This is a genomic window from Agromyces tardus, from assembly GCF_003710805.1.
Classification (GTDB): Bacteria; Actinomycetota; Actinomycetes; order Actinomycetales; family Microbacteriaceae; genus Agromyces; species Agromyces tardus.
The window spans coordinates 1-26,380 of sequence record NZ_RHHB01000030.1 but is presented as its reverse complement, the minus strand read 5'-3'; the positions used below and the strand labels follow the sequence as shown (position 1 = coordinate 26,380).

Sequence of the window (26,380 nt, the reverse complement as noted above, 5' to 3'; positions counted from 1 at the left end):
TCGGCGGGCGGATCATCGTCGGGCGCTACTCCCGGTGGAGTAACGCGTGAGCCTCCGGCGGGCCGATCCGGCGCGCGAGCGCCGGCACTACGATCGGGGGATGCCCGTGCCGCAGTGGGACGGCCGTCCCCGCTGGGACGGACGACCTGAACGATTCCGGCCCCCCGCCGGGTTCGTGCTCCTCGCGCCCGTGGTCATCAGCCTGCTCGTGCAGGTGCCGGCCGCCATCGCGATCGCGGCGTGGCTCCACGTGGGCTGGGCGGCGGGCCTGGCCCAGGTCGCGCTCGCGGCGATCGGGCCGCTCGCGCTCCTCGCGTCGCGCCGGTATCCCGGCCCGACGGTCGCGGCGGTCTCGGCGGCCGCGCTCGTCGACGTGCTCTTCGCGCCCGACGTCGGCCCGCCCTACCTCGCGCTGGCGTTCGCGATCGTGTTCGCGGTGGCCCGGGGCGCCCTGGTCTGGGCCGTCGTGTCGGTCGTGGTCGGGTGGGGCTCGGCGATCGTGTTCGGTGCGATCCTCGGCCTGTCGTGGCATCCGTTCCGCATCGCGCTCACGACGCTGCTGCTCGCGGCGTGCTTCGGCATCGGATCGTTCGTGAGCGTGCGTCGGCTGCGCGCGGCGGAGTTCCGCGCGGAGGCGGCGCGGCGACGGCAGACCGCAGAGCAGCGGGAGCGCGTGCGGATCGCCCGGGAGCTCCACGACGTGATCGGGCACGCCCTCTCGCAGATCAACGTGCAGGCGAGCGTCGGGCTCCACCTCATGGACCGCGACCCGGAGCAGGCCCGCACCGCCCTCGGCAGCATCAAGGACACCTCGAAGACCGCCCTGGAGGAGGTGCGGAGCGTGCTCGGCGTGATCCGCAGCGAGGGGGACGCGCCGCTCGCCCCGCAGGCGGAACTCGCCGAGCTGCCGCGGCTCGTCGGCGGCGTGCGTTCCCCGGGGTTCGAGGCGAGCCTCGTCGACCGGCTCGACGGCGCCCCGGGCCGGGCGGTGCAGTTCGCGGCCTACCGCATCGCGCAGGAGGCGCTCACGAACGTGGTCCGGCACGCCGGCGCGACGCGAGCGGTCGTGACCGTCGAACGCGTCGGCGACGAGCTGCAGCTCACGGTCGACGACGACGGGCACGGCATCGGCGCGGCCGACGAGGGCGGCGGCATCCTCGGCATGCGCGAGCGGGCCCTGCTGCTCGGCGGATCCGTCGAACTCGGGCCGTCGTCACTCGGCGGGACCCGCGTCACCGCGCGCCTCCCGTGGGGAGCGTCGCCGTGATCCGCGTCGCGCTCGCCGACGACCAAGTGCTCGTGCGTGCCGGGTTCCGTGCCCTCCTCGCCGCCGAGGACGACATCCACGTGGTGGGCGAGGCCTCCACCGGCGAGGAGCTCCTCGCGCTCGTGCGCCGCGAGCCCGTCGACGTCGTGCTCATGGACATCCGCATGCCGGGCGGCGACGGCCTCTGGGCGACCGAGCAGATCGCCGCCGACCCGGCGCTCGCGGGCGTGCGCGTGGTCATCGTCACGACGTTCGAGCTCGACGAGTACGTGGCCCGCGCCGTGCGCGCGGGCGCGAGCGGCTTCCTCGTGAAGGACACCGAGCCCGTCGACCTCATCCGAGCGGTGCACGTGGTCGCGAGCGGCGAGGCGCTGCTCTCGCCGGGCGTCACCAAGCGGCTCCTCGAGCGGATGGCGGTGGGCCTCCGCGACGCGCCCGACGAGGCGCGGCTCGCCGCCCTCACCGACCGCGAGCGCGAGGTGCTCCGGCTCGTGGGCCAGGGCCTCACGAACGACGAGATCGCGGCCCGGCTCGTGCTGAGTCCGCTCACGTCGAAGACGCACGTCTCGCGCATCATGGCGAAGCTGCACGCGCGCGACCGAGTGCACCTCGTCGTCGTCGCGTACGAGTCCGGCCTCGTGGCCCCCGGCTGGCAGGAGTGATCCCGGCCGCACTGCTTCCGCGGGAGCAGTGCAGGTGTCTCCGCCGGGCGGATTCGCGGATGCCGCCGCCGCACGAGCATGGGATCAGACGGCTCATCCGGGGCCGCACGATCAAGGGACGCACCTCATGCTCGCCACCCTCACCACCCTCGCAGTGGTCACCCACCCCGGCCCCTGGGCGGCCGGGTTCGGATGGGTCTTCTTCCTCATCCCGCTCTTCTGGTTCCTCGTCATCGGGCTGATCATCTTCCTGGTCACCAGGGGCCGCCGTCGCGCCTGGGCCGACGGCGCCGACGGCCCGCCGTGGGCGCGCGGCGGGAGCGCCGAGTCCACGCTCTCCGAGCGGTTCGCGAAGGGCGACATCGACGAGACCGAGTACCGCGCGCGCCTCGAAGTGCTGCGCGCGAACCGGCCGAACGCCTAGCGGGGTCGACACGAGGGGGCGGATGCCGCGGCATCCGCCCCCTCGCCCGTCTCAGCGGCGGCCGAACAGGCGCGTGTCCACCTCGGGAGCGAGGGCCAGCGTGCGCTCGAGCGCGACCGCCTGGTGCCGGTGACCGACGGTCTCGAATCCGACGATCACGACGATCGGCGAGAGGGCGCAGGCCGCGATCCCGGTGGCCATGCTCGCGCCCGACTCGACCGCGGCGACGGCGAGCCCGAGCGGCACGAGGCTGCCGAGGAAGAGCCCGATGTGGAACGGGTCGAACTGCTTCAGCAGCAGGGTGTAGAGCGTGAAGAGCGCCACCGAGAAGACCGCGACGGGCACGACGACGGTCAGCAGCGCTTGCACGTCGTCGATGTGGGCGGTGCCGTCGATGACGTACGCGGCGACGTGCAGGCCCGCCCCGGTCGCGGCGAGCGACCCGAACAGGACGATGTGGCCGTAGCCCCAGACGAAGCCGCGGCGCCGGTGCCGGGCGAGCACGATGCCCGACGGCATCGTGAAGTACACCCACCACATGCCGAAGGCGAGCATCGTGCCGCCGAATGCCACGAGTCCGGCGTCGACATCCCAGCCCTGCTCCTCGACGACCGCCGAGACCGCGAGGATGGTGCCGAGCACGACCTCGCCGAGGGTGATGATCACGAGCAGCCCGTAGCGCTCGGCGATGTGGTGCGGATGCCACGGCGTGCCGCCGTCGCGCGACTCCGCGATCACCGGGCCCGCGAGCTCGAAGAGGATGAGCACCGCCGAGATCGCGAGGGTCGGACCGAGGGGCAGCCAGGCCATCACGAGCAGGATCCAGCCGACCTGTGCGATCGAGACGACCACGACGTATGTGAGCGCCGCGCGCCGATGGGCGGGATCGTGCCGTGCCGCCCGCACCCAGAGTGCGATCGTCGCGACGCGCATCACGATGTAGCCGGCGACCATCACGCGGTTGTCGACATTGCTGCCGGTGTCGATCGACTTGAAGAACTCGGGCATGCCGAGCGCGATGAGGATGACGCCGACCATCGCCACCATGGTGGCGACGCGGAAGTAGACGTCGTCGTTGTCGTAGGCGGAGGCGAGCCACGAGTAGTTGATCCACGCCCAGCTGATCGCGAACACCGCGAACGAGAAGGCGATGAGGGCGGGTGCGAAGTGGCCGAGTTCGAGCAGGTGCGCCGCCTGGCTGCCCGCCTGGCTGAACGCGATCACGAAGGTGAGGTCGAACAGCAGCTCGAGCGGCGTGGCCGCGCGGTGGGTCTCGTCGGGGTCGCGCCCCGACATGCGTCGCAGACGGTGGTCGAGCCGCGGCTGCGCGCTCGGCTCGGCGTGCGCCGAAGCATCCGGCTTGGTCTCGGTCATGCTCGCTCCCTCAGTCCCCGTCGCGCCCGCCGCGGTGATGACATGGTGTCACAGCGCGGGCGCGACGGGGCCGCCCGGCGGACGTCGCCGCCGGGCGGAGCAGTTCGCGGCGTCAGCGCGAGAGCAGGAGGGCCTCGCCCTGGCCGCCGCCGCCGCAGAGGGCGACGGCCGCGCGACCGCCGCCGCGCCGGCTCAGCTCGAGGGCGGCGTGCAGGGCGAGCCGCGCCCCGGAGGCGCCGATGGGGTGGCCGAGCGCGATCGCGCCGCCGTGCACGTTGACGCGCTCGAGGTCGACGCCGAGCTCCCGGGCGGACTGCACCGAGACGGCGGCGAAGGCCTCGTTGATCTCGACGACGTCGAGGTCTGCCGCCTCCCAGCCCTCGCGCACGAGCGCCGCGCCGATCGCGTTCGCCGGCTGCGAGTGCAGCGAGTTGTCGGGCCCGGCGACCTGGCCGGAGGAGCCGATGAGCGCGAGCCACTGCAATCCGTGCGACTCGGCCCACTCGCGGCTGGCCACGACGACGGCCGCGGCGCCGTCGGAGATCGGCGAGGAGTTGCCGGCCGTGATGGTGCCGCCCTCGACGAAGGCGGGCCGCAGCCTGCCGAGCACCTCGACGGTCGAGCCGGGGCGCACGCCCTCGTCGATCTCGACGAAGACCGGGTCGCCCTTGCGCTGCGGGATCTCGACGGCGACGATCTCGTCGTCGAACACGCCGTCGGCCTGGGCCGCGCCCGCGCGGGCGTGCGAACCGGCCGCCACCTCGTCCTGCTCGGCGCGGGTGAGGCCGTAGCGGCCGTTGAAGCGCTCGGTCGAGGCGCCCATCGACTCGTGGTCGAACGCGTCGGTGAGGCCGTCGTTCGCGGCGTGGTCGAGCAGTTCGACGCTGCCGTACAGGTGCCCGGCGCGGGAGTTCGGCAGCAGGTGCGGCGCCTGCGTCATCGACTCCTGGCCGCCGGCGACGACGACGGATGCCTCGCCGAGGCGGATGAGGCGCGCCGCATCCGTGATGGCGACGAGCCCCGAGAGGCACACCTTGTTGAGCGTGATGGCGGGGACGCGCCACGGGATGCCGGCGGCGACCGCCGACTGCTTCGCGGGGTTCTGGCCGGCGCCGGCCTGCAGCACCTGGCCCATGATCACGGCGTCGACGTCGTCGGGGGAGACGCCCGCCTTCTCGAGCGCGCCGCGGATCGCGACCGTGCCGAGCTCGACGGCCGACCGGCTCGCGAGGTTGCCGTTGATACGGCCGAATGGGGTGCGTGCGCCGGCGATGATGACGACGTCGGGAAAGCTCATCGGGTCGGACTCCTTCGTCTCGGGTTGCGTGAGATGCCGCAACGACTCTATTGTACGATCCTGAGACCTGAACCACCTGTCAGGTTTGACACCGTCGTCACCAGAGAGGCTCATTGATGCGGAGTACACGGAAGTACCTCGCGCCGGCGTTCATCGCCGCCGCGGCCATCGCCCTCGTCGGCTGCGCGCCGACCACCGCCGCCGGAGGCGGCTCGGACGCCGACGCGGAAGGCAGCCCCGTCGCCATCGGCATGATCACCTCGCAGACCGGTCCGCTCGCCGCGTACGCCGAGGCGTACACCGCCGGCTTCGAGGCGGGTCTCGACTACGCGACCGACGGCACCGGAGAGGTCGACGGCCGCCCGCTCGACATCACCTGGGAGGACGACCAGGGCAATCCCGACACGGCCGTCGCCAAGGCGAAGGACCTCATCGGCCAAGGCACGCAGATCCTCGCGGGCACCGTCGTCTCGGGCATCGCCACCACGCTCGCCGAGCAGGCCGCACAGAACAAGGTCCTCTACATCTCGGGCCCCGCCGCGGCGGACGCCATCACGGGCGTCAACGACTACACCTTCCGCTCGGGCCGCCAGACCTACCAGGACGTCGCGACCGCCGGCACCTTCATCGGCGACCCGGCCGGCAAAAAGGTCGTGGTGTTCGCGCAGGACAACGCGTTCGGCCAGGGCAACCTCGCCGCCGTGCAGGCCGTGCTCGGCAGTGCGGGCGCCACGGTCGACGGCGTGCTCGTCGCGGAGGACGCGACCGAGTTCACCCCGTTCGCGCAGCAGCTCATCGCGGCGCAGCCCGACCTCGTGTTCGTCGCGTGGGCCGGCGCCTCGTCGGGCGCGATGTGGACCGCCCTCTCGCAGCAGGGCGTGTTCGACGCCGCCCCCGTCGTGACCGGGCTCGGCGACGTCGCCACCTACAACGCCTACGGCGACGCGTCGGGCGACATCTCGTTCCTCAACCACTACTTCGGCGGTGCCGCCGGCACCGACGTCGAGGCGGCCATGATCGAGCACCTCGAGGCCGCGGGCGCCGAGCCCGACCTCTTCTCGGCCGACGGCTTCGTCGCCGCGCAGATGATCGTGCAGGCCGTGCGCGAGGGCGGCGACAGCGTCGACGGCATGGTCGACGCGCTCGAGGGCTGGACCTTCGACTCGGTCAAGGGCGAGCTCACCGTGCGCGCCGAGGACCACGCGCTCCTGCAGCCGATGTTCCAGGTCAAGCTGGTGCAGGACGGCGCCGACTGGGTGCCCGAGCTCGTCGACACCGTCGACGCGGAGACCGTGGCCCCGCCCGTCGCGGGCTGATCCGCGGCATCCGCCGACCCCCTCGCCGCACCGACCACGAACAGGACGACAGGCCCACCATGACCGACCACCCGGCGCTCGAGCTCGAGCGCATCGGACTCCGCATCGGCGGAGCGCGCATCCTCCGGGACGTGTCGCTGCGCGTGCCGTCCGGCGAGCTCGTCGGGGTGATCGGCCCCAACGGCGCCGGAAAGACGACGCTCTTCAACGTCATCTCGGGTGTCGCGAAGCCCACCGAGGGCGTCGTGCGGCTCGGCGGGCAGGACGTGACGACCGAGCCCGTGCACCGGCGTGCCGCGGCAGGGCTCGGCCGCACGTTCCAGACGTCGAGCCTGTTCCCGACGCTCGGCGTGCTCGAGAACGTGCGGCTCGCCGCGCAGGCGCACCTCGGCGGCGCTGCATCCGTGTTCCGCGCCCCGCGGCGCACGGATGCGGCGACGGCGCGCGCCCGGGCGGCGCTCGAGGAGGTCGGCATGGCGCACCGCGCCGGTGCCGAGGCATCCGGGCTCGCCCATGGGGAGAAGCGCAAGGTCGAGATCGCGATGCTCATCGCGATGGAACCGCGCGTCATCCTGCTCGACGAGCCCATGGCGGGTGTCGGATCGGCCGACGTGCCCGCCCTCACCGAGGTCATCCGCGCGCTCCACCGCGGCGGCCGCACCGTGCTCATGGTCGAGCACCACATGGACGTCGTGCTCGGCCTCGCCGATCGCGTCGCCGTCATGCACCACGGCGAGCTGCTCGCCGTCGACACCCCGGAGGCCGTCATGGCGAACCCGACCGTGCAGTCCGCCTACCTCGGGGAGAGCGTGTGACCGCCGCATCCGACGCCAGTGCTCGCCCCGCCCCGGGCGCCGGGCCGATCCTCCGCGTCGCCGGACTCACCGGCCGCATCACTGGCCAGACCGTGATCGAGGACGTCTCGTTCGAGGTGCCCGCGACGGGCGTCACGGCCCTCCTCGGCCGCAACGGCGTCGGCAAGACGTCGACGATCCGCTCGATCCTCGGCCTCATCGAGCGCACGGGGTCGGTCGAGCTCGGCGGCATCCGCATCGACGCGATGCCGACGCACCGCATCGTGCAGTTCGGCGTGGGCTACGTGCCGGAGGACCGCGAGGTCTTCGCGGGGCTGACGGTCGCCGAGAACCTGCGCCTCGCCGAGCGCGACGCCGCGCCCCGGCGCGAGTTCATCGCCCGGCTCTTCCCCGACCTCGTAGCCCGCCGCGACCAACGGGCGGGCACCCTCTCGGGCGGCCAGCAGCAGATGGTGTCGCTCGCGAGGGCCCTCGTGAACGAGAACCGGCTGCTGCTCGTCGACGAGCCCACCAAGGGACTCGCGCCGCGCATCGTCGACGAGGTGGCCGCCGCCCTCGGGGAGGCGGCGCGCACCGTGCCGATCCTCCTCGTCGAGCAGAACCTGCATGTCATCCGCGCCCTCGCCGACCGCGTCGTCGTGCTCTCGGGCGGACGCGTGGTGTTCGCGGGCGCGGCATCCGAACTGCTCGACGACGAGGAGCGCGTCCAGCGGCTCCTCGGCGTGCACGACGCGAGCGAAGCCGCCTGATGGACACCGTGGTCCTCCTCCTCATCACCGGCCTCGGACTCGGGGCTCTCTACTTCCTCGTCGCGAGCGGGCTCTCGCTCATCTACGGGCTCATGGGCGTGCTCAACTTCGCGCACGGCTCGTTCCTCACGATCTCGGCCTTCCTCGGCTGGGAGGTCGGGCGCCGCGTCTCCGACGGCACCTGGACGGGCCTCGCGCTCTCGGCGGTCGTCGGCATCGTCGTCGGGGCGGTCGTCGCGGCCCTCACCGAGCTGCTCATCATCCGGCGCCTCTACGAGCGGCACATCGAGCAGGCCCTCGTCACCGTGGGCATCGCGCTGGCGAGCGTCGCCCTGTTCGAGGGGATCTGGGGCACCGACCCGATCTACACCGAGCGGCCCGCCTGGCTCACCGAGACCACGGAGATCCTCGGCGCCCGCATCCCGAACGACCGGTTCCTGCTCATCGCGTGCGCCGGGCTCGTGCTCGGCGGGATCGTGCTCTTCCTCCGCCGCACCAGGTACGGCCTCATCATCCGCGCGGGCGTCGAGAACCGGCACATGGTCACGGCGCTCGGCATCGACGTGCGACGGTCGTTCACGCTCGTGTTCGCGATCGGCGGCGCCGCGGCCGGCCTCGGCGGCGTGCTCGCGTCGGTGTACTACGGGTACGTCTCCGCCCACCTCGGCTCGGTGCTGCTCATCTTCGCGTTCATCGTCACCGTCATCGGCGGGCTCGGCTCGCTCACCGGCGCCGCGATCGCCTCGGTGCTCGTCGCCGTGCTGCAGCAGTTCGCGAACTACTACCTCGGCGGCACGGGCGACCTCGTCGTCGTCGTCGCACTCGCCGCGGTGCTGCTCGTGCGCCCGCGTGGACTGATGGGGAAGGCCGCATGAACCGTCGCACCCTCGCCCTCGTCGCCGGCGGCGTCGCGCTCGTCGTGGCGCTCGCGCTCCTCCCGCTCCTCGCGCTGGACGTCCCCGGCGTGCTGCCCGGCCCCACCTACACGCCGGGCACGCTGCAGCTGCTCGCCTTCGCCATGCTCATCGCTGCCCTCGCGCTCAGCTACCGGATGATGTTCGGCCTCGCGGGACTGCTGTCGTTCGGGCATGCGCTCTTCTTCGCGGCGGGCGCCTACGGCCTCGGGATGATCCTCGAACTGCTCGCGCCGGCCGAGTGGCCGAGCGAGCTCGTCTTCCTCGTCGCGATCCTCGCCACGCTCGTGTTCGGGCTCGTGCTCGCCGCGACCGTCGGCGCCCTCGCGCTGCGCGTCACCGGGATCTCGTTCGCGATGGTGACGCTCGCCTTCGCGCAGGCGGGGTCGGTGCTCATCCGCCGCAACGCCGCAACGACGGGCGGCGACGAGGGGCTTCCGCTCGACATCACCCACGTGCCCGACGGGCTCGTGGGCGTGCTGAACACCCGCAACCTCTACTGGATGGCGCTCGGCATCCTCGTGGCCGTCTACCTCGTGGTGCTCTGGGTCGAACGCAGCCGCGCCGGGCACGTCGCCGAAGCCGTGCGCGAGAACGAGCTCCGGGTACGCGTCATCGGCCTGCGGCCGTACGACGTGAAGCTGCTCGTCTTCATCGTCGCATCGGTGCTCGCCGCCGTCGCAGGCATGGGCTACCTGCTGCTGCAGTCGGGGGCCGCGCCGCGCGTCGCGACTGCGGACTTCACCCTCACCCTGCTCGTCATCGTCGTGCTCGGCGGTGTGGGCGCTCGATGGGGCGCCATCGTGGGCGGTATCGTCTACACACTGCTCGACCAGCGGCTCACGGCGCTCGCCGGTTCCGACGCGATCGCCGCGTTGCCCGACGTGCTCCGGGTGCCGTTGAGCGAGCCGCTGTTCATCCTGGGCACGCTGTTCGTGCTCGTCGTGCTCTTCCTGCCCGGCGGCATCGCCGGCATCCCGAAGCGCATCGCGACGGGCACCCGCCAGGACCCGGTCGAGCCGAAGGAGGCGACGGATGCCTGACGGACTCGCGACCCTCGGCAGGTGGACCGCCGACCGCGCCCGTTCGCTGCCCGAACGGGTCGCGATCGACGACCGCGGCGTGGTGGTCACCTATCGCGAGCTCGACGCCCGCGCCGAGCGCCTCGCCGACGCGTTCCGCACTCACGGCTACGCGATCGGCGACCGCGTCGTGACGCTCACCGGCAACAGCGCCGACCAGGTCGTGCTGTTCTTCGCGTGCGCCAAGGCGGGACTCGTGCTCGTGCCGCTCTCGTGGCGCCTGTCGCCGCGCGAGCTCGCCGAGCAGCTCGAGATCGCGGAGCCCGCGCTCCTGCTCGTCGAGGACGAGTTCGCCTCGCTCGCCAGGGCCACGCTCGAGCGCGTGGCGGCGCTGCGGGTGCCCGTCGCTCCGCTCGGCGCGCACGGCATCGAGCAGCGGATGCCGCATCCGGCCGGCCCGGCCCGCCTCGCTCGCGCGCGGCGCGACGTCGCCGACGACGACCCCCTGCTCATCGTCTTCACGTCGGGCACCACCTCGCGGGCGAAGGGCGCCGTGCTCACCCACGCGAACTGCTTCTGGACGAACCTCTCGCTGTCGAAGACGATCGGCGTCACGACCGACGACGTCGTGCTCGCGGTCATGCCCCAGTTCCACGTGGGCGGGTGGAACATCCAGCCGCTGCTGGCCTGGTGGACGGGCGCGACCGTCGTGCTCGAGCGCACCTTCGATCCGGGCCGCGTGCTGCACCTCATCCAGGAGCGCCGCATCACGACGATGATGGGGGTGCCGGCGAACTACCTGTTCCTCGCGCAGCACCCCGACTTCCGCGCGACCGATCTTTCGAGCCTGGGCCACGCCGTGGTCGGGGGAGCGCCGATGCCGCCGGCACTCCTGCGCACCTGGCACGCGCGGGGCGTCTCGCTCACGCAGGGCTACGGACTCACCGAGGCGTCGCCCAACGTGCTCTGCCTGCCCGACGACGAGGCCCGCCACCGCGTCGGCTCGGCCGGCGTGCCCTACGCGCACGTCGACGTCGCGGTCGCCGACGCCGTCACGGGCGAACTGCTCGACGGCGAGGCCGAGGGCGAGCTGCTCGTGCGCGGGCCCGGCGTGTTCGCCGGCTACTTCCGCGACCCCGAGGCCACGGCGGAGGCGCTCCGCGGCGGCTGGCTGCACACGGGCGACCTCGTGCGCCGCGACGCCGACGGCTACTTCACGATCGTCGACCGGCTGAAGGACCTCTACATCTCGGGCGGCGAGGGCGTCGCGCCCGCCGAGGTCGAAGCCGTGCTCATGGGTCACCCCGCGGTCGCCGACGTCGCGGTCGTGGGCGTGCCCGACGAGCGCTGGGGCGAGGCCGGCTCGGCCTGGGTCGTGCTGCGGCCGGGGGCGATCACGGATGCCGCGGAGCTCGCGGAGTTCGCCCGTCGCTCGCTCGCGGGCTACAAGGTCCCCCGTGACGTGCACTTCATCGACGAGATCCCGCGCTCGACGGCGGCGAAGGCCCTGCGCCGGGTGCTCGCGGAGCGCGCCGCGCGACTCGCCGAGGTGGAGCGGGCCTCGGCCGACGCCGCCACCGCATCTGCAGGCACCGCGCGGGAGGTGCCCCGGTGAGCGCCGCACCCCGCACGGCCCGCGGCGAGAAGACCCGCCGCAAGCTGCTCGAGGCCGCCGAGCACGAGTTCGCCGCGCACGGCTACACCGAGTCATCCGTCTCGCGCATCACCGAGCGGGCGGGCGTGGGCCAGGGAACCTTCTACCTCTACTTCGACTCGAAGCTCGACGTGTTCAACGAGCTCGTCGAGGACCTCAACCACCGGGTGCGCCTCGCGATGAGCGAAGGCGCCCGCGGGGCCGGCACCCGGCTGGCGGCGGAGCGCGCGGGATTCGCGGCGTTCTTCCGATTCACGGCGGAGCATCCCGCCCTGTACCGGGTGGTGCGCGAGGCGGAGTTCGTCTCGCCCGAGGCGCTGCGGATGCACTACACGCGCATCGTCGAGGGCTACATCGACGGCCTGACCCAGGCCCAGGAGGACGGCGAGATCGGCGACATCGACCCCACCGTCGCCGCATGGGCGCTCATGGGGGTCGGCGAGATGATCGGCATGCGCTGGGTGCTGTGGGGCGACGCCGCGAACGGCGAGCCGGGCGACGGCGCCGACCCGACGGCCTCGGGCACGAGCGCCGTGCCCGAGCACGTGCTCGACGAGATGATGCGGTTCATCGGCGGCGCGCTGGGACGCCCCGACTGGGGAACGACGAACGAGGAGGAAGCATGACGGAGCTCACGGGGCGCCGTGCGATCGTGACCGGCGGGGCGAGCGGCATCGGCCTCGCCTGCGCCGAGGCGCTCGCGGGCGCGGGGGCGCACGTGACGATCGCCGACCTGAACGGCGACGCCGCCCGCGGGGTGGCCGAGCGCCTCGGCGGCGACGCGTGGGCGGTCGACCTGGGCGACACCGCGGCGCTTGCCGAGCACGAGCTCGACGTCGACATCCTCGTGAACAACGCCGGCCTGCAGCACGTGCGACCCATCGAGGAGTTCGAGCCCGAGCGGTTCTCGCTCCTCCTGCGCGTCATGCTCGAGGCGCCGTTCCTGCTCATCCGGGCCGCGCTGCCCGGCATGTACGAGCGCGGCTTCGGGCGCGTCATCAACGTGTCGAGCGTGCACGGCCTGCGCGCGTCGCCGTACAAGGCGGCGTACGTATCGGCCAAGCACGGACTCGAGGGCCTGTCGAAGGTCACGGCACTCGAGGGCGGCCCGCACGGCGTGACCTCGAACTGCGTGAATCCCGGCTACGTGCGCACCCCGCTCGTCGAGAAGCAGATCGCCGACCAGGCCAGGCTGCACGGCATCCCCGAGGAGGACGTGGTCGAGAAGGTCATGCTCACCGAGTCCGCGATCAAGCGCCTCGTGGAGCCCACCGAGGTCGCGAGCCTCGTGCGCTGGCTCGCGGGCGACGACGCCCGCATGGTCACTGGTGCGAGCTACACGATGGACGGCGGATGGAGCGCACGATGACCCTCACGCCCTTCTCGGTGCCGGTCCGCGGCGGCTCGCTCGCGGGCGGGCAGTGGCGAGCGGATGCCGCCGGCCTCCCGCTCCTCGCCGTGCACGGCATCACCGCCACCCACCGGTCCTGGCGGCCGGTCGCCGAGGCGCTCGACGCGCGCGTCGTCGCCCCCGACCTGCGGGGGCGCGGCCGCTCGAACGGACTCCCGGGGCCGTACACGCTGCGCGACCATGCCGACGACCTCGCGTACCTCCTCGACGGCCTCGGCGTCGACCGCGCGCTCGTCGTCGGCCACTCCATGGGGGCGTTCGTCACCGTGCGCTTCGCGGCCGCCCACCCCGACCGGGTCGCGGGCGTCGTGCTCATCGACGGCGGCCTGCCCATCCCGCACCCCGAGGGCCTCGCGGCCGACCAGGTCGCACAGGCCACGCTCGGTCCCGCGCTGGAGCGGCTCGCGATGACCTTCCCCGATGCCGACGCCTACGCCGGCTTCTGGCGGCGGCATCCGGCGCTCGGGCCCGCGTGGAACGACGCGATCGCCGACTACGTCGCCTACGACCTCGACGGCGAGCCGCCCGCCCTCCGCCCGTCGGCGAACCCCGACGCCGTGGCCGTCAACGTGCTCGAGCTCGACGGATCCGACGGCTACCTCGAGGAACTCCTGGGGCTCCCGGGCCCCGTGGACTTCCTCCGGGCGCAGCGCGGGCTCCTCGACCAGCCCGAGGCCCTCTATCCGCCCGAGCACGTCGACGAATGGGAGCGCCGGATGCCGACGCTCCGGCGCCACGAGGTCCCCGACGTGAACCACTACACGATCATCATGACGGAGGAGGGCGCGGGCCACGTGGTGTCCGTGCTCGCCACGCGGCTCGCCGAGGGGCGCGTCGCGGCATCCGTCACCGCTGCCGACAAGGAGGTCGCACCATGACACTCGACAAGACGATCGGCTCCGCCCACGAGGCGGTCGCCGACATCCCGCAAGGGGCCTCGCTGGCCGTGGGGGGCTTCGGCCTCTGCGGCATCCCGATGGTGCTCATCCAGGCGCTGCTCGAACGCCGGGTGGGCGAGCTCTCGGTCGTCTCGAACAACTGCGGCGTCGACGACTGGGGGCTGGGCGTGCTGCTCGGCGCCGGGCTCATCCGCAAGATGACGTCGTCGTACGTGGGGGAGAACAAGGAGTTCGAGCGGCAGTACCTCTCGGGCGAACTCGAGCTCGAGCTCACGCCGCAGGGCACGCTCGCCGAGAAGCTCCGCGCCGGCGGCGCCGGCATCGCCGCGTTCTACACGCAGACGGGCGTGGGCACCCAGGTCGCCGAGGGCGGACTGCCGCGCCGCTACCACGCCGACGGCACCATCGCCGTCGCGAGCCCCGCCAAGCCCGTGCAGTCCTTCACGGTGCGCGGCGAGGAGCGCGAGTTCGTGCTCGAGGAGGCCATCACGACCGACTTCGCGCTCGTGCACGCCCTGCGGGGCGACCGGCACGGCAACCTCGTGTTCGACAAGTCGGCCCGCAACTTCTCGCCGCTCGCGGCGATGGCCGGGCGGGTGTGCATCGCCCAGGTCGAACAACTCGTCGAGCCCGGCGAGATCGACCCCGACCACGTGCACCTGCCCGGCATCTTCGTCGACCGCGTCGTCGAGGTGGGCACCGACATCGAGAAGCGCATCGAACGCCGCACCGTGCGAGAGGGGAACTGACATGGCACTCACCCGATTCGAGATGGCCGCGCGGGCCGCGAGGGAGCTCGCCGACGGCTCGTACGTCAACCTCGGCATCGGCCTGCCGACCCTCGTGCCGAACTACGTGCCCGAGGGCGTGACGGTCGTGCTGCAGTCGGAGAACGGCATCCTCGGCGTCGGGCCGTACCCGACCGAGGCCGAGGTCGACCCCGACCTCATCAACGCCGGCAAGGAGACCGTGACGGTGCTGCCGGGCTCGGCGTACTTCGACTCCGCGACGAGCTTCGGCATGATCCGCGGCGGCAAGGTCGACGCGGCGATCCTCGGGGCGATGCAGGTCTCCGCCACGGGCGACCTGGCGAACTGGATGATCCCGGGGAAGATGGTCAAGGGCCCGGGTGGCGCGATGGACCTCGTGCACGGCGCTCGCCGCCGCATCGTGCTCATGGAGCACGTCGCGAAGGACGGCTCGCCGAAGATCGTGAACGCGTGCTCGCTGCCGCTCACCGGCCGGGGCGTCGTCGATCGCATCATCACCGACCTGGCCGTCATCGACGTGACCCCCGACGGGCTGAAGCTCGTCGAGTGCGCACCCGGCGTCACCGTCGACGAGGTGGTCGCCGCCACCGAACCCCCGCTCGACACCGCCGCCGTGGTCGCGCGGCCGGTCGAGTAGCGCGAAGCGCGTATCGAGACCCCACCGCCGCCGGTCGAGTAGCGCGAAGCGCGTATCGAGACCCCACCTCCGCCGGTCGAGTAGCGCGAAGCGCGTATCGAGACCCCACCTCCCGCAACTCGAAAGGACACCACCCCGTCATGGTCGACACCCTCCTCGCCGGCATCACCGCCCACCGCGTCAGCACCCCCCGGTACACCGCCCAGGTGCTCGAACGCCCTGCGGATGCCGCGACTCACGACCCGCGCAGCGTGCTGTTCGTGCACGGCAACGTGTCGTCGTCGCTGTTCTGGCAGCCGACGATGCTCGCCCTCCCCGCCGACGTGCGGGCGCTCGCGCTCGACCTGCGCGGCTTCGGCGGGAGCGACACGCTCCCCGTGGACGCGACCCGGGGGCTGGGCGACTACGCCGAGGACCTCGCATCGGTCATCGAGGCGCTGCGGCTCGACACGGTGCACGTGGTCGGCTGGAGCATGGGCGGCGGCGTCGTGCTGCAGTGCCTGCTGGAGCACGCCGTGCCAGTGGCATCCGTCACGCTCGTGAACCCCGTGTCGCCGTACGGCTTCGGCGGCACGGCGGGGGCCGACGGCCGGCTGGTCACACCGGATGCCGCGGGCTCGGGCGGCGGGGGAGCGAATCCCGACTTCGTCGCGCGGCTCCGCGACGGCGACCGCACCGCCGATGCGTCCTCATCGCCCCGGTCCGTCTACCTGCAGACCTACGTGAAGCCGCCGTTCACGAGCGAGCACGACGACCTCTGGGTCGAGTCGATGCTCACGACGGCCGTCGGCGAGGGCAACTACCCCGGCGACGCGAAGCCGTCCGAGAACTGGCCCGGGTTCGCGCCCGGCGACCGCGGCGTGCTCAACACGATGGCGCCGATGCACTTCGACGTGAGCGGCATCGCGCACCTCGCGGCGAAGCCGCCGATCCTCTGGATCCACGGCGCCGACGACGTCATCGTCTCGGACACGTCGCTGTTCGACCTCAACCAGCTCGGAGCCATGGGCGTGATCCCGGGCTGGCCGGGGGCGGATGCCGCGCCGCCGCAGCCGATGGTCACCCAGACGCGTGCCGTGCTCGACCGCTATCGCGCGCACGGCGGCCGGTACACCGAGGTCGAGCTCCCCGACTGCGGGCACTCGCCGCACCTGGAGTGCCCCGAGCAGTTCCGCGAGGCGCTGCTCGCGCATCTCGACGCGAGCGACGCAGCGGCCGCCTGAGGGGCTCGGATCCGTTGCGGATCCGTTGTGCGGGGCGGCGTCGAACGGCATCGTCCTCCTGCCATGCTGTGGATCGGAGGCGGATGGACTCCTCCGCTTCGTCACGACAGGGAGCCCGATGACCCGCAACCGCCGCACCGCCGCCCTCGCCGCCGGTGTCCTCGCCCTCGTGTTCGCACTGACCGGATGCGTCGCCGGCTCACCGTCGGCCGGCCCCACCGCCGCGACGTCCCCGGCGACGTCCTCGGCGTCGCCGACGCCGGCGCCCACCGCCGAGCCGGTGGCTCCACTCGAAACGGTCGGCGGGCTCGTCGCCCGCCCGGAGGGCCTCGAGCTCCGTGCGCTCGGCGGCGACGTCGTCGCGACCTTCGACTACATGTCCGCGCCGTCCGACGCAGTCGCCGCGTTGACCACGGTATTCGGCGCACCCCCCGTCGATCAGTCGTACGCGGGCACCGCGCACTCGCCGGCCGGCGTCATGCACCGATGGGACCTGTTCGTGCTCGATGAGCGGAACTACGACGAGGTCCGCCGTCAGGCGGAGGGGTACGACTGGGTCGTCTGGCCCCGGTTCGCCGTGTACTTCGACGGGCCCGCCGCCGATGGGGTGATCCTCTCCTCCGTGAGCGGCGTGCAAGCCGGTGACCCGTGGTCCTTCGCCGAGTCCGCGCCGGGATTCGACGCCGCTGTCCCGACGTGCACGGGAACGTCGATCGAGGCGGTCACCACGACGGTGCCGAGCGACTGGACGGGCGGGAACCGCGTCAACGTGATCGCCATGCCCTCGGATGACGGCTCGACCGTGAAGTGGATCGGCGCACCCGAGATGGAGGCGGACGGCTGCGCGTGAACCGGAGCGACGAAGCGGCTGCCTGAGGGGCCGCGGAACCGTTGCAGACAGGTCGTGCCGGGTGGCGCCGCACCGCTGCCATGACGCGACACGGAGGCGGACGGATGCCTCCGCCTCGCGTCGACAGGAGTCCGATGACCCGCACCCGCCGCACCGGCGCCCCCACCGCCGGTGCCCTCGCCCTCGTGCTCGCACTGACCGGCTGCATCAGCGGAGCGCCGGCAGTGCGACGACGGATCCGCCGTCGCCTCGATCGATCGCCGGTGCCGGTGTACGGCGGCTGCGCCTGAGCCGGGCGCGGAAGCATCCCTTCGATTGAGGAAGCGTCCACCCGGCCGGACGTAGACTCGACGGGTGCCTGCTGTGAATCTCGGAATGCCCAAAGTCCCCGAAGTCCTGGCCCCCCGACGCAAGTCCCGCCAGATCAAGGTGGGCAAGGTGCTCGTCGGCGGCGACGCTCCCGTGAGCGTGCAGTCGATGACGACGACGCCGACGCCGAACATCAACGCCACCCTGCAGCAGATCGCCGAGCTCACCGCCTCGGGCTGCGACATCGTGCGCGTCGCCGTGCCGAGCCGCGACGACGCCGAGGCGCTGCCGATCATCGCGAAGAAGAGCCAGATCCCCGTCATCGCGGACATCCACTTCCAGCCGAACTACGTCTACGCGGCGATCGACGCGGGCTGCGCCGCCGTGCGTGTGAACCCCGGCAACATCCGCAAGTTCGACGACCAGGTCGCCGAGATCGCCAAGCGCGCCAAGGCGGCGGATGTCTCGATCCGCATCGGCGTGAACGCCGGCTCGCTCGACCCGCGCCTGCTCGAGAAGTACGGCAAGGCCACGCCCGAGGCGCTCGTCGAGTCAGCCGTCTGGGAGGCGAGCCTCTTCGAGGAGCACGACTTCCACGACTTCAAGATCTCGGTCAAGCACAACGACCCCATCGTCATGGTGAAGGCGTACCGCATGCTCGCCGAGCGCGGCGACTGGCCCCTGCACCTCGGCGTCACCGAGGCCGGGCCGGCGTTCCAGGGCACCATCAAGTCGGCCACCGCCTTCGGCATCCTCCTCGGCGAAGGCATCGGCGACACGATCCGCGTGTCCCTGTCGGCCCCGCCCGTCGAGGAGGTCAAGGTGGGGCTGCAGATCCTGCAGTCGCTGAACCTCCGCGAGCGCAAGCTCGAGATCGTCTCGTGCCCCTCGTGCGGCCGTGCGCAGGTCGACGTGTACAAGCTCGCGAACGACGTGACCGACGGCCTCGAGGGCATGAGCGTGCCGCTGCGCGTCGCCGTCATGGGCTGCGTCGTGAACGGCCCGGGCGAGGCGCGCGAGGCCGACCTCGGCGTGGCGTCCGGCAACGGCAAGGGCCAGATCTTCGTGAAGGGCGAGGTCATCAAGACCGTGCCCGAGTCCGAGATCGTCGCGACCCTCATCGCCGAGGCGAACCGCATCGCCGAGGAGATGGGCGCCGACGCGCCGGTGGGGTCGCCCACCGTCCTCACGCCGTAGCCGCGGACGTGCCCGCTGGTCGACGATCGGGCCCGCGAGTAGGGTGAGCGCATCCGGATGCCACGACGCGGCATCCGCTCGGGAGAGGGGACGGCGATGAGCAGCGACGGCACCGAGTTCGAGTACCCCGACCAGGCGGGCTACCCCGACGGCATGGGCACGTTGCACGAGGGCACCGAGGACCCCGCGGACCCCGCGGACCCGGCAGACCCGGCAGACCCCGAGGACCCGGTCGAGGCGGAGCTCGAGCATTTCGCCATGGAGGACGAGGAAGACGACGACGAGGGCGTCTGAGGCCAGGCCGCCGGCATCGGGGCCGGCATGGCGCGCCGGTCGGACGTCCGCTGGCGCTGGCGTTGCGGCGTGACCCGATCCTCGCCCGCGCTCGCCCTGAGCGCCGCCCTCATCGCCGTCCTCGCCGGCTGCGCATCGAACCCGATCGCCGGCGTCGATCCCACCACGAGCATCGTCGCCGAGACTCCCGAGCCGACGAACGCACCCGACCCGCTCGCACCCCCGGCGCTCGTGTTCGACGGCGACTGCTCCGCCGTGCTCACCGATGCCGAGGTGGCGGCCGCGACCGGGGGGCCCGTGGTCGCGCGCGCAGGCGAGCCGCTCGATGGGGTGACGATCGCGGTCGAGCAGCTCGGCGGCATCAGGTGCGCATGGGATGACGGCGATGGACAGCCGCAGGTGTGGATCACCGTCATCCCGCACGCCGCCGTGGCGGACGCGGCTGCTGCCTCGGGTGCGGACGACGGCAGCGCGCCGCTCCAGACCTCGAGCCGACCGACGGGCACCACCCCGCCGAGGCGGGGCCGGGCGTGTACGCAGCTCTCCGGACCTCGGGGTACCGGTCGTGCGGATGGTGGGGCGGTTCCAGCTCGTTCGGGCTGGAATTGACGACGATCCCGGGGGGCGGGTGGGCCGTCCGCGAGGCGGCCGCGACGCCCGGCTCGCTCGTCGTTCCGGTCGACGGCGCGGTGGAATCCGTCGCGGTCGCGACCTCCGAGGAATCCTGGGCGCTGCTCGCGACCGACGGGGCGAACCTCGTGATCGCCACCCCGTACAACCGAGGCGTCGAACCGGACGATCTCGCCCCGGCCGTCGCAGCACTGATCGCGGCGCGCGGCCGCGTGAGCGGCGTAACTAGAATCGTCGGGTGCCCACACGCCTGACGAACTTCTTCCTCCGCACGCTCCGTGAAGACCCCTCCGATGCCGAGGTGCAGAGCCACCGGCTGCTCGTGCGCGCCGGATACATCCGCCGGCAGGCGCCCGGCGTCTTCGCGTGGCTGCCGCTCGGCCTGCGGGTCAAGGCGAAGATCGAGCGCATCATCCGCGAGGAGATGGAGCGCGCGGGCGCGCACGAGGTGCACTTCCCGGCGCTCCTGCCGCGCGAGCCCTACGAGGTCACCAACCGCTGGACCGAGTACGGCGACGGTCTCTTCCGCCTGCAGGACCGCAAGGGCGCCGACTACCTGCTCGCGCCGACGCACGAGGAGGTCTTCACGCTGCTCGTGAAGGACCTCTACTCGTCGTACAAGGAGCTGCCGCTCACGATCTACCAGATCCAGGACAAGTACCGCGACGAGGCGCGGCCCCGCGCCGGCCTCCTGCGCGGCCGCGAGTTCACGATGAAGGACGCCTACTCGTTCGACGTCACCGACGCGGGGCTCGACGCGTCGTACGAGGCGCAGCGCGACGCGTACGAGCGCATCTTCGCGCGGCTCGGCCTCGAGTACGTGATCGTGCAGGCGGATGCCGGCGCCATGGGCGGATCGAAGAGCGAGGAGTTCCTGCACCCGACCCCCGTGGGCGAGGACACCTTCGTGCGTTCGGCGGGCGGCTACGCCGCCAACGTCGAAGCCTTCACGACCGTCGCGCCCGCGCCCATCCCGTTCGACGGCCTGCCGCCGGCGGTGGTGCTCGACTCGCCGAACACGCCCACGATCGCCACGCTCGTCGACCTCGCGAACGCCGAGTACCCGCGTCCCGACGGTCGCGCCTGGACCGCCGCCGACACGCTGAAGAACGTCGTGCTCGCGCTCACGCACCTCGACGGCACCCGCGAGCTCGTCGTCGTCGGCCTGCCCGGCGACCGGGAGGTCGAGCTGAAGCGCGTCGAGGTCGCCTTCGCACCCGCAACGGTCGAGGCCGCCACCGACGAGGACTTCGCGAAGCACCCCGGCCTGGTGAAGGGCTACATCGGCCCGTGGTCGCCCTCCGGACCGGTCCTGGGCGCTAAGTCGAGCACCGGCATCCGCTTCCTCGTCGACCCCCGGGTCGTCGACGGCACCGAGTGGATCACCGGCGCGAACCTCGACGAGAAGCACGTGTTCGGCCTCGTCGCGGGCCGCGACTTCGTCGCCGACGGCACCGTCGAGGCGGCGAACGTGCGCGACGGCGACCCCGCGCCCGACGGCTCCGGCCCCGTCGAGCTCGCCCGCGGCATGGAGATCGGCCACGTCTTCCAGCTCGGACGCAAGTACGCCGAGGCGCTGGGCCTCAAGGTGCTCGACGAGAACGGCAAGCTGGCCACCGTCACGATGGGCTCGTACGGCATCGGCGTCACCCGCATCCTCGCGATCATCGCGGAGCTGCACAACGACGAGAAGGGCCTCATCTGGCCGCCGTCGGTCGCGCCGTTCGACGTGCACGTCGTCGCCACGGGCAAGGACGCGGCGGCGTTCGACGCGGCCGAGCGCATCGTCGCCGACCTCGAGGCGGCCGGCCTCGAGGTGCTCTTCGACGACCGCCCGAAACTCTCGCCGGGCGTGAAGTTCGCCGACGCCGAGCTCATCGGCGTGCCGAAGATCGTGATCGCGGGCCGCGGCGTCGCCGACGGCGTCGTCGAGGTGTGGGACCGCGCCTCGGGGGAGCGCACCACCGTGGCGATCGACGGCGTGCTCGCGGCGCTCGGTCGCTGACGCAGCGTCAGGCAGCCCGCAGCCCGGCGCCGGCAGACCCGCGAAAATCGAAACGCCCCACCCCGCCGGGCGATCGGCGGGGTGGGGCGTTCGAGCGTTCGGGCGGATGCCTCAGAGCCGGGCGTACCGCGCACGCGCGAAGCAGTACACGCCGTAGACGATGAGCCCGGCACCGACCAGCCAGAGGACGACCTGCCCGAACGGCAGGGCCGCGAGGCTCTTCAGCGCCGCGTCGAGGCCGCCGGCCTTCTCGGGGTCGTGGGTGATCGCCGCCACCACGAACAGCACGCCCACGACGGCCACCGCGATGCCCTTCGCGACGTAGCCCACCGTGCCGAGCGTGCGGATGCCGTCGCCGGTCTTGCCGGCGGGCAGCGACAGGTGCTTCTCGAAGCTGCGCTTGATGCCGCGCACGATGAACGCGATGCCGACGCCGAGGACGACGAGGCCGATGAGCACGACGACGAGGATGCCGCCCGGGGCCGCCATGAGGTCGGCCGTCATCTTGGCGCTCGACTGCGACGAGTCGGACTGGCCGCCGAGGGCGTAGACGAGCGCGGTGCCGCCGATCGCGAAGTAGGCGACCGCGGTGCCGACCTCCTTGATGCGCCGGCCCCACTTCTTCTTCGTGTCGGGGTCGCGCTCGAGGAACGCCTCGGCGATCTGCCACACGCCGAGGGCGAAGAGGCCGAGCACGATGAGCCAGAGCACGACGACGCCGAACGGCACCCGTGCGATCTGCTCCATTGCGCCGCCCTGGTCCGCCTCGCCGCCGCCGGCTCCGACCGCCACCGAGATCGCGATCGCACCGATGATGATGTGCACGAGTCCGAGGACGACGTAGCCCGCTCGCGCGGCGATCTGGAAGGCGCGGGAACTCTGGGCCGCACTCGCGGCGGCCTTGGGGGAATCCGGGATCATGCGCTCAGCGTAGCCACGCGGAGGCTCCGCGCGCGCCCCCTTGCGCGGGCACGAGGGAGCGTGCTCGTCGCCCGCGCGCCGCAGGCCGCCGTCGCCATCGCGGCGCGCATCGATCACGGTGGGATGCCGCTGCCGCATCCGTCACCGCGACGGCTCAGGCGGCGGCGTGCGGGCGGCGCGCTGCGACCCGCTCGAGGGCGTCTGCGGCCGTCGCCGCGGCATCCGTCGCCCGGAGCTCCGCACCGAATCGCGCTGCGCGGCCGCGGAGCTCGTCGTCGGCGAGCAGCGCGGTGACGGCGGCGGCGAAGCGGTCGCTGCTGCTCCTGCGGTGCAGGTGCACACCCACCCCGGCGCCGGCGATCGCGTCGGCCACCATCGGCTGGTCGAGCATCGGATGCATCGGCACCGCGATGACCGGCAGGCCGTGCGCGAGCGCCCGGAAGGTCGTCGAGTGCCCGCCGTGGCCGATCACGAGCGAGGCGCGGGGGAGGAGCTCGTCGTGGCTCGCGAAGTCGAGGACCTCGACGTTCGGGGGTACGACGAGCTCGCGGTCGGGGGTGAGACCGCCGAGGGTGACGACCCCGCGCACCGGCAGGGAGCCGAGCGCCGTGACGATCCGCTGGTAGGCCTCGGTCTGTCCGGGGAACCACGTGGTGCTGAGGCTCACCATGACGAGCGGCGGGCGGCCGGCGTCGGGCGCTGCGGCGACGCCGTGCTCGATGGCGCCGACCCACGACGCCGCGGGGCGCTCGCCCTCGCCCTCGCGGGAGCCGGCCGGATCGAGGGTGCGGAGGCTCGCGACGATGCGCCCCTCGGCGGCGTTCCATTCGGCGAGCGGATCGACTCCGCGCATCCGGGCGAGGATGCCGACCGGGCCCCGCCGGTACGACCGCTCCCAGAACTCGAGGAACGTGTGGAAGAGCACGGCGGCGGGAACGCCGGCCCGCCGTGCGCCGCGCAGCGACGACGCCAGGAGGCAGTCGACGAGGGCCGCGTCGGCACCGAGCACGCGAACGTGATCGGCGACCTCGCGCTCGAGCTCGCGGTCGGCGGCGAGCCGCGCGGCCTGGGCGATCGCGTCGGGCACGGAGCGTCGGACGCGGGAGTCGTAGAACTCGAGCGAGGCGAGCGGCGTGAACGCCAGGCCCGCCGACTCGACGGCGGCGCGCTGCCGCTCTTGTCCGAGCACGTGCAGCTCGTTTCCACGGCGGGCGAGTGCGGAGCCGATCGCGAGGGCCGGCGGCATGTTGCCTCCCGCCGCAGCGGTGACGACGGCGAATGTGGACATGGCGGTGCTCCCTCGGTGTCAGCGGGCGGTGGACGGCTCGGTGAGGTGCTCGGTGACGGATGCCGCGAGCCGCAGCATCCGCTCGATCGTCTCGTCGCGGCTGCGGCCGAGGTCGCGGCGCCAGATCTTCCAGGCGGAGAGGTCGGTCGCGACCACGAGCAGGTCGACGGCCTCGGTGCGCGACTCGCGCGGGACGCGGTCGAGCACGTCGGCGAACGCCGCCTCGACCCAGTCGCGGTGCATCCGCTTGCCGCCCGACGTGGCGAGCGCCGCGAACGGGTCCCACGACTCCTGTCCGAGCAGGAGGAGCACGCCGTCGCCGCGCGCCTCGTAGTGGTCGACGAGCGCCGTGATCGTCGCGCGTCGGTCGTGCGGGTCGGCGGGCCGCTCGGCGAGCACCTCGGCGCGGCTGCGCTCGAGGGCCGCGTCGAAGAGGCCGTCGCGCGAGCCGAACACGCGCAGGATGGTCTGCACCGAGACGCCGGCGCGGTCGGCGATCGCGGGGAGCGTGCAGCCCGCGAGGGGACGCTCGGTCGCGAGTGCGATGAGCGACCCGAGGATCCGGTCGCGGGTCTGCTCGGCCTGTTCGGCCCTCGCCCGCATGGTGTAGCTGCGCGTTGCTTTCATGGCAATCACCATTAACGTCGAATTGTCATTTGGTGTCAATACCCATTCCCATGAAATGTCGGACACGGTGCCGCGGGGGCCGCCGCATCCGGTACCGTAGAGTGTCCGCTCCGAGGGGAAGCGGCATGAGAGCTGAATAGAGGAGGCCGGCGATGGATATCGACCTCAGCGTGCTCCGCATGATGGAGCGCGAGAAAGAGATCCCGTTCGACGAACTGGTGCACATCATCGAGCAGGCGATCCTGATGGCCTACCTCAAGCACACCAACCCCGGCCAACACGGCCACGCGAACCCCACGGGCGCCCGTGCGCACCTCGACCGCAAGACCGGTCACGTGTCGGTCTACGTGCCCGAGCTCGACGAAGAGGGCAACGTCATCGGCGAGGCGGAGGACAGCCCGAGCGACTTCGGGCGCATCGCGGCCTTCGCCGCGAAGCAGGTGATCAACCAGCGTCTGCGCGACCTGGCCGACGACGCGGTGCTCGGCGAGTTCCGCGGACGCGAGGGCGACATCGTCGCCGGCGTGATCCAGCAGGGTCCCAACCCGCGCATGGTGCACATCGACCTCGGCTCGGTCGAGGCGATCCTTCCGCCCGAGGAGCAGGTGCCCGGCGAGGAGTACCCGCACGGGCAGCGCATCCGCGTCTACGTGACGAGCGTCGCCAAGGGTGCCAAGGGTCCCTCGATCACCGTGTCGCGCACGCATCCGGCTCTCGTGCGCAAGCTGTTCGCGCTCGAGGTCCCCGAGATCGCGTCGGGCGTCGTCGAGATCGTGTCCCTCGCCCGCGAGGCCGGCCACCGCACCAAGATCGCCGTGCGCGCGAACCAGCCGGGCGTCAACGCCAAGGGCGCCTGCATCGGCGAGCTGGGCCAGCGCGTGCGTGCCGTCACGGCCGAGCTGGGCAACGAGAAGATCGACATCGTCGACTGGAACGAGGACCTCGCGACCTTCGTCGCGAGCGCCCTCTCGCCCGCCAAGGTGACGAGCGCGTTCGTCATCGACGAGGCGACGCGCGCCGTGCGCGCGCTCGTGCCCGACTACCAGCTCTCCCTCGCCATCGGCAAGGAAGGGCAGAACGCCCGCCTGGCCGCGAAGCTCACCGGCGCGAAGATCGACATCCAGCCCGATTCGATCCTCGACAACGGCTGAGCCCGGCGCACTGTCGGAGGGCGTCCAGCCCAGAGGTGTAGGATGGAATCCGTCAGAACGTGCATCGGATGCCGTTCGCGCGCCCCGAGGTCCTCGCTCATGAGGATCGTCGTCCGAGAATCCCGTGTCGTCGCAGATGTGTCGGCCGTGCTTCCCGGGCGAGGCGCGTGGCTGCATCCGACGCTCGAATGCTTCCGACTCGCTGAGCGGCGACGTGCCTTCGGGCGTGCGCTTCGCGTCAGCGGTCCGTTGGACGCAACCGAGATAGAGAACAGGCTGAACGGCTAATGGACAACTCATGAGCGGCTCGAAATGAGACCCGTCCGTCATTGATGGTCCCCCCTTGTTCCGGGGCGGACCCGGAACAGGAGAGAAGTGGCTGCCAAACCACGCGTACACGAGATCGCGAGCGAGCTCGGGGTCGACAGCAAGGTCGCCCTTGAGAAGCTCAAGGAGATGGGCGAATACGTCAAGGGCCCGTCGTCCTCGATCGAACCCCCCGTCGCGCGCCGCCTGAAGGCGGCGCTCGAGGCCGCAGGAGCGGCCGCGTCGGCGACCCCCGCACCGGCTGCCGCCGGTGCCAAGCCGGGCGTGAAGCCCGGCCCCCGCCCGGCCCCCAAGGCACCGGCTCCGGCCGCGTCCGCGGCCCCCGCTCCGGCGGCGACGCCGGCCGA

Annotated in this window: 30 protein-coding genes; 25 read left to right on the top strand and 5 right to left on the bottom strand. The window is 72.4% G+C overall.

Features of this window, described 5'->3' with window-relative positions; all coding sequences use genetic code 11:
* Window positions 1-100: 100 nt before the first annotated feature.
* From EDM22_RS13475 to EDM22_RS13465, 3 genes are all read left to right on the top strand, one after another.
* Window positions 101-1,267: a sensor histidine kinase gene (locus tag EDM22_RS13475; RefSeq protein ID WP_138708093.1), complete on the top strand. Its 1,167-nt coding sequence runs from the start codon at window positions 101-103 to the stop codon at window positions 1,265-1,267.
* Complete coding sequence (locus tag EDM22_RS13470; RefSeq protein WP_122937619.1) at window positions 1,264-1,929, top strand: response regulator; 666 nt, start codon at window positions 1,264-1,266, stop codon at window positions 1,927-1,929. Before EDM22_RS13475 ends, EDM22_RS13470 begins: the two co-directional genes overlap by 4 nt.
* Window positions 1,930-2,056: 127 nt before the next feature.
* Window positions 2,057-2,353, top strand: a complete 297-nt coding sequence (locus EDM22_RS13465; RefSeq protein ID WP_122937602.1) for an SHOCT domain-containing protein — start codon at window positions 2,057-2,059, stop codon at window positions 2,351-2,353.
* 51 nt (window positions 2,354-2,404) lie between these two features.
* On the opposite strand, the gene EDM22_RS13460 is transcribed toward EDM22_RS13465, so the two are convergent.
* Both EDM22_RS13460 and EDM22_RS13455 read right to left on the bottom strand, forming a co-directional pair.
* Window positions 2,405-3,727, bottom strand: a complete 1,323-nt coding sequence (locus EDM22_RS13460; protein WP_212591952.1) for a low temperature requirement protein A — start codon at window positions 3,725-3,727, stop codon at window positions 2,405-2,407.
* Window positions 3,728-3,839: 112 nt separating this feature from the next.
* Window positions 3,840-5,024, bottom strand: coding sequence for an acetyl-CoA C-acetyltransferase (locus EDM22_RS13455; protein WP_122937601.1), 1,185 nt, complete (start codon window positions 5,022-5,024; stop codon window positions 3,840-3,842).
* A gap of 116 nt (window positions 5,025-5,140) precedes the next feature.
* On the opposite strand from EDM22_RS13455, the gene EDM22_RS13450 reads away from it, so the two are divergent.
* The 19 genes from EDM22_RS13450 (at window position 5,141) to EDM22_RS13360 (ending at window position 21,719) form a co-directional block, all read left to right on the top strand.
* A complete protein-coding gene (locus EDM22_RS13450; RefSeq protein WP_122937600.1) occupies window positions 5,141-6,340 on the top strand; it encodes a substrate-binding domain-containing protein in 1,200 nt (399 codons plus the stop codon).
* A 59-nt stretch (window positions 6,341-6,399) separates the two neighbouring features.
* On the top strand, window positions 6,400-7,155 hold the full coding sequence (locus EDM22_RS13445; RefSeq protein WP_122937599.1) for an ABC transporter ATP-binding protein: 756 nt from the start codon (window positions 6,400-6,402) through the stop codon (window positions 7,153-7,155).
* Entirely contained in the window at window positions 7,152-7,904 is a 753-nt protein-coding gene (locus EDM22_RS13440) for an ABC transporter ATP-binding protein (RefSeq protein WP_122937598.1), read from the top strand. Before EDM22_RS13445 ends, EDM22_RS13440 begins: the two co-directional genes overlap by 4 nt.
* Window positions 7,904-8,779, top strand: a complete 876-nt coding sequence (locus EDM22_RS13435) for a branched-chain amino acid ABC transporter permease (protein ID WP_122937597.1) — start codon at window positions 7,904-7,906, stop codon at window positions 8,777-8,779. The genes EDM22_RS13440 and EDM22_RS13435 overlap by 1 nt, the downstream gene beginning before the upstream one ends.
* Complete coding sequence (locus tag EDM22_RS13430) at window positions 8,776-9,861, top strand: branched-chain amino acid ABC transporter permease (protein ID WP_122937596.1); 1,086 nt, start codon at window positions 8,776-8,778, stop codon at window positions 9,859-9,861. The genes EDM22_RS13435 and EDM22_RS13430 overlap by 4 nt, the downstream gene beginning before the upstream one ends.
* The gene (locus tag EDM22_RS13425) at window positions 9,854-11,455 is read left to right on the top strand and encodes an AMP-binding protein (RefSeq protein WP_122937595.1); all 1,602 of its coding nucleotides are present in this window, start codon (window positions 9,854-9,856) and stop codon (window positions 11,453-11,455) included. The genes EDM22_RS13430 and EDM22_RS13425 overlap by 8 nt, the downstream gene beginning before the upstream one ends.
* On the top strand, window positions 11,452-12,120 hold the full coding sequence (locus EDM22_RS13420; protein WP_122937594.1) for a TetR/AcrR family transcriptional regulator: 669 nt from the start codon (window positions 11,452-11,454) through the stop codon (window positions 12,118-12,120). Before EDM22_RS13425 ends, EDM22_RS13420 begins: the two co-directional genes overlap by 4 nt.
* Window positions 12,117-12,863 (top strand): 3-hydroxybutyrate dehydrogenase, encoded by a 747-nt coding sequence (locus EDM22_RS13415; protein WP_122937593.1) that lies wholly within the window; start codon window positions 12,117-12,119, stop codon window positions 12,861-12,863. Before EDM22_RS13420 ends, EDM22_RS13415 begins: the two co-directional genes overlap by 4 nt.
* Window positions 12,860-13,783 carry an alpha/beta fold hydrolase gene (locus EDM22_RS13410; protein ID WP_245989377.1) on the top strand — a complete coding sequence of 308 codons (924 nt, stop codon included), beginning with the start codon at window positions 12,860-12,862 and terminating at the stop codon, window positions 13,781-13,783. Before EDM22_RS13415 ends, EDM22_RS13410 begins: the two co-directional genes overlap by 4 nt.
* A complete protein-coding gene (locus EDM22_RS13405; protein WP_122937591.1) occupies window positions 13,780-14,553 on the top strand; it encodes a CoA transferase subunit A in 774 nt (257 codons plus the stop codon). Before EDM22_RS13410 ends, EDM22_RS13405 begins: the two co-directional genes overlap by 4 nt.
* Before the next feature lies 1 nt (window position 14,554).
* A complete protein-coding gene (locus EDM22_RS13400) occupies window positions 14,555-15,211 on the top strand; it encodes a CoA transferase subunit B (RefSeq protein ID WP_170964138.1) in 657 nt (218 codons plus the stop codon).
* 140 nt (window positions 15,212-15,351) lie between these two features.
* On the top strand, window positions 15,352-16,434 hold the full coding sequence (locus tag EDM22_RS13395) for an alpha/beta fold hydrolase (RefSeq protein WP_122937590.1): 1,083 nt from the start codon (window positions 15,352-15,354) through the stop codon (window positions 16,432-16,434).
* A gap of 118 nt (window positions 16,435-16,552) precedes the next feature.
* Window positions 16,553-17,284 carry a hypothetical protein gene (locus EDM22_RS19635; protein ID WP_170964137.1) on the top strand — a complete coding sequence of 244 codons (732 nt, stop codon included), beginning with the start codon at window positions 16,553-16,555 and terminating at the stop codon, window positions 17,282-17,284.
* Between the two features lie 134 nt (window positions 17,285-17,418).
* Entirely contained in the window at window positions 17,419-17,574 is a 156-nt protein-coding gene (locus tag EDM22_RS19630) for a hypothetical protein (RefSeq protein WP_170964136.1), read from the top strand.
* Window positions 17,575-17,659: 85 nt separating this feature from the next.
* Complete coding sequence (ispG, locus tag EDM22_RS13380; protein ID WP_122937587.1) at window positions 17,660-18,790, top strand: flavodoxin-dependent (E)-4-hydroxy-3-methylbut-2-enyl-diphosphate synthase; 1,131 nt, start codon at window positions 17,660-17,662, stop codon at window positions 18,788-18,790.
* A 96-nt stretch (window positions 18,791-18,886) separates the two neighbouring features.
* Window positions 18,887-19,084: a hypothetical protein gene (locus EDM22_RS13375; protein WP_138708091.1), complete on the top strand. Its 198-nt coding sequence runs from the start codon at window positions 18,887-18,889 to the stop codon at window positions 19,082-19,084.
* A 69-nt stretch (window positions 19,085-19,153) separates the two neighbouring features.
* Window positions 19,154-19,693: a hypothetical protein gene (locus EDM22_RS13370; RefSeq protein WP_138708090.1), complete on the top strand. Its 540-nt coding sequence runs from the start codon at window positions 19,154-19,156 to the stop codon at window positions 19,691-19,693.
* Between the two features lie 80 nt (window positions 19,694-19,773).
* Window positions 19,774-19,968, top strand: coding sequence for a hypothetical protein (locus EDM22_RS13365; protein ID WP_170964135.1), 195 nt, complete (start codon window positions 19,774-19,776; stop codon window positions 19,966-19,968).
* Entirely contained in the window at window positions 19,953-21,719 is a 1,767-nt protein-coding gene (locus tag EDM22_RS13360) for a proline--tRNA ligase (RefSeq protein ID WP_170964134.1), read from the top strand. The genes EDM22_RS13365 and EDM22_RS13360 overlap by 16 nt, the downstream gene beginning before the upstream one ends.
* 111 nt (window positions 21,720-21,830) lie before the next feature.
* On the opposite strand, the gene EDM22_RS13355 is transcribed toward EDM22_RS13360, so the two are convergent.
* The 3 genes from EDM22_RS13355 to EDM22_RS13345 all read right to left on the bottom strand — a co-directional run bounded on the left by EDM22_RS13355 (window position 21,831) and on the right by EDM22_RS13345 (window position 24,555).
* A complete protein-coding gene (locus EDM22_RS13355) occupies window positions 21,831-22,640 on the bottom strand; it encodes a DUF1206 domain-containing protein (RefSeq protein WP_122937615.1) in 810 nt (269 codons plus the stop codon).
* 154 nt (window positions 22,641-22,794) lie between these two features.
* On the bottom strand, window positions 22,795-23,928 hold the full coding sequence (locus EDM22_RS13350) for a glycosyltransferase (RefSeq protein ID WP_122937583.1): 1,134 nt from the start codon (window positions 23,926-23,928) through the stop codon (window positions 22,795-22,797).
* Window positions 23,929-23,946: 18 nt separating this feature from the next.
* Complete coding sequence (locus tag EDM22_RS13345; protein ID WP_170964133.1) at window positions 23,947-24,555, bottom strand: TetR/AcrR family transcriptional regulator; 609 nt, start codon at window positions 24,553-24,555, stop codon at window positions 23,947-23,949.
* 152 nt (window positions 24,556-24,707) lie between these two features.
* Between EDM22_RS13345 and nusA the strand changes: the two genes are divergently transcribed.
* The 3 genes from nusA to EDM22_RS13330 form a co-directional block, all read left to right on the top strand.
* Window positions 24,708-25,706 (top strand): transcription termination factor NusA, encoded by a 999-nt coding sequence (nusA, locus tag EDM22_RS13340; RefSeq protein WP_122937581.1) that lies wholly within the window; start codon window positions 24,708-24,710, stop codon window positions 25,704-25,706.
* 42 nt (window positions 25,707-25,748) lie between these two features.
* Window positions 25,749-25,994: a YlxR family protein gene (locus EDM22_RS13335; protein WP_122937580.1), complete on the top strand. Its 246-nt coding sequence runs from the start codon at window positions 25,749-25,751 to the stop codon at window positions 25,992-25,994.
* 87 nt (window positions 25,995-26,081) lie between these two features.
* Window positions 26,082-26,380: translation initiation factor IF-2 N-terminal domain-containing protein (locus tag EDM22_RS13330; protein WP_170964132.1), on the top strand; the 299-nt coding region annotated here is incomplete at its 3' end.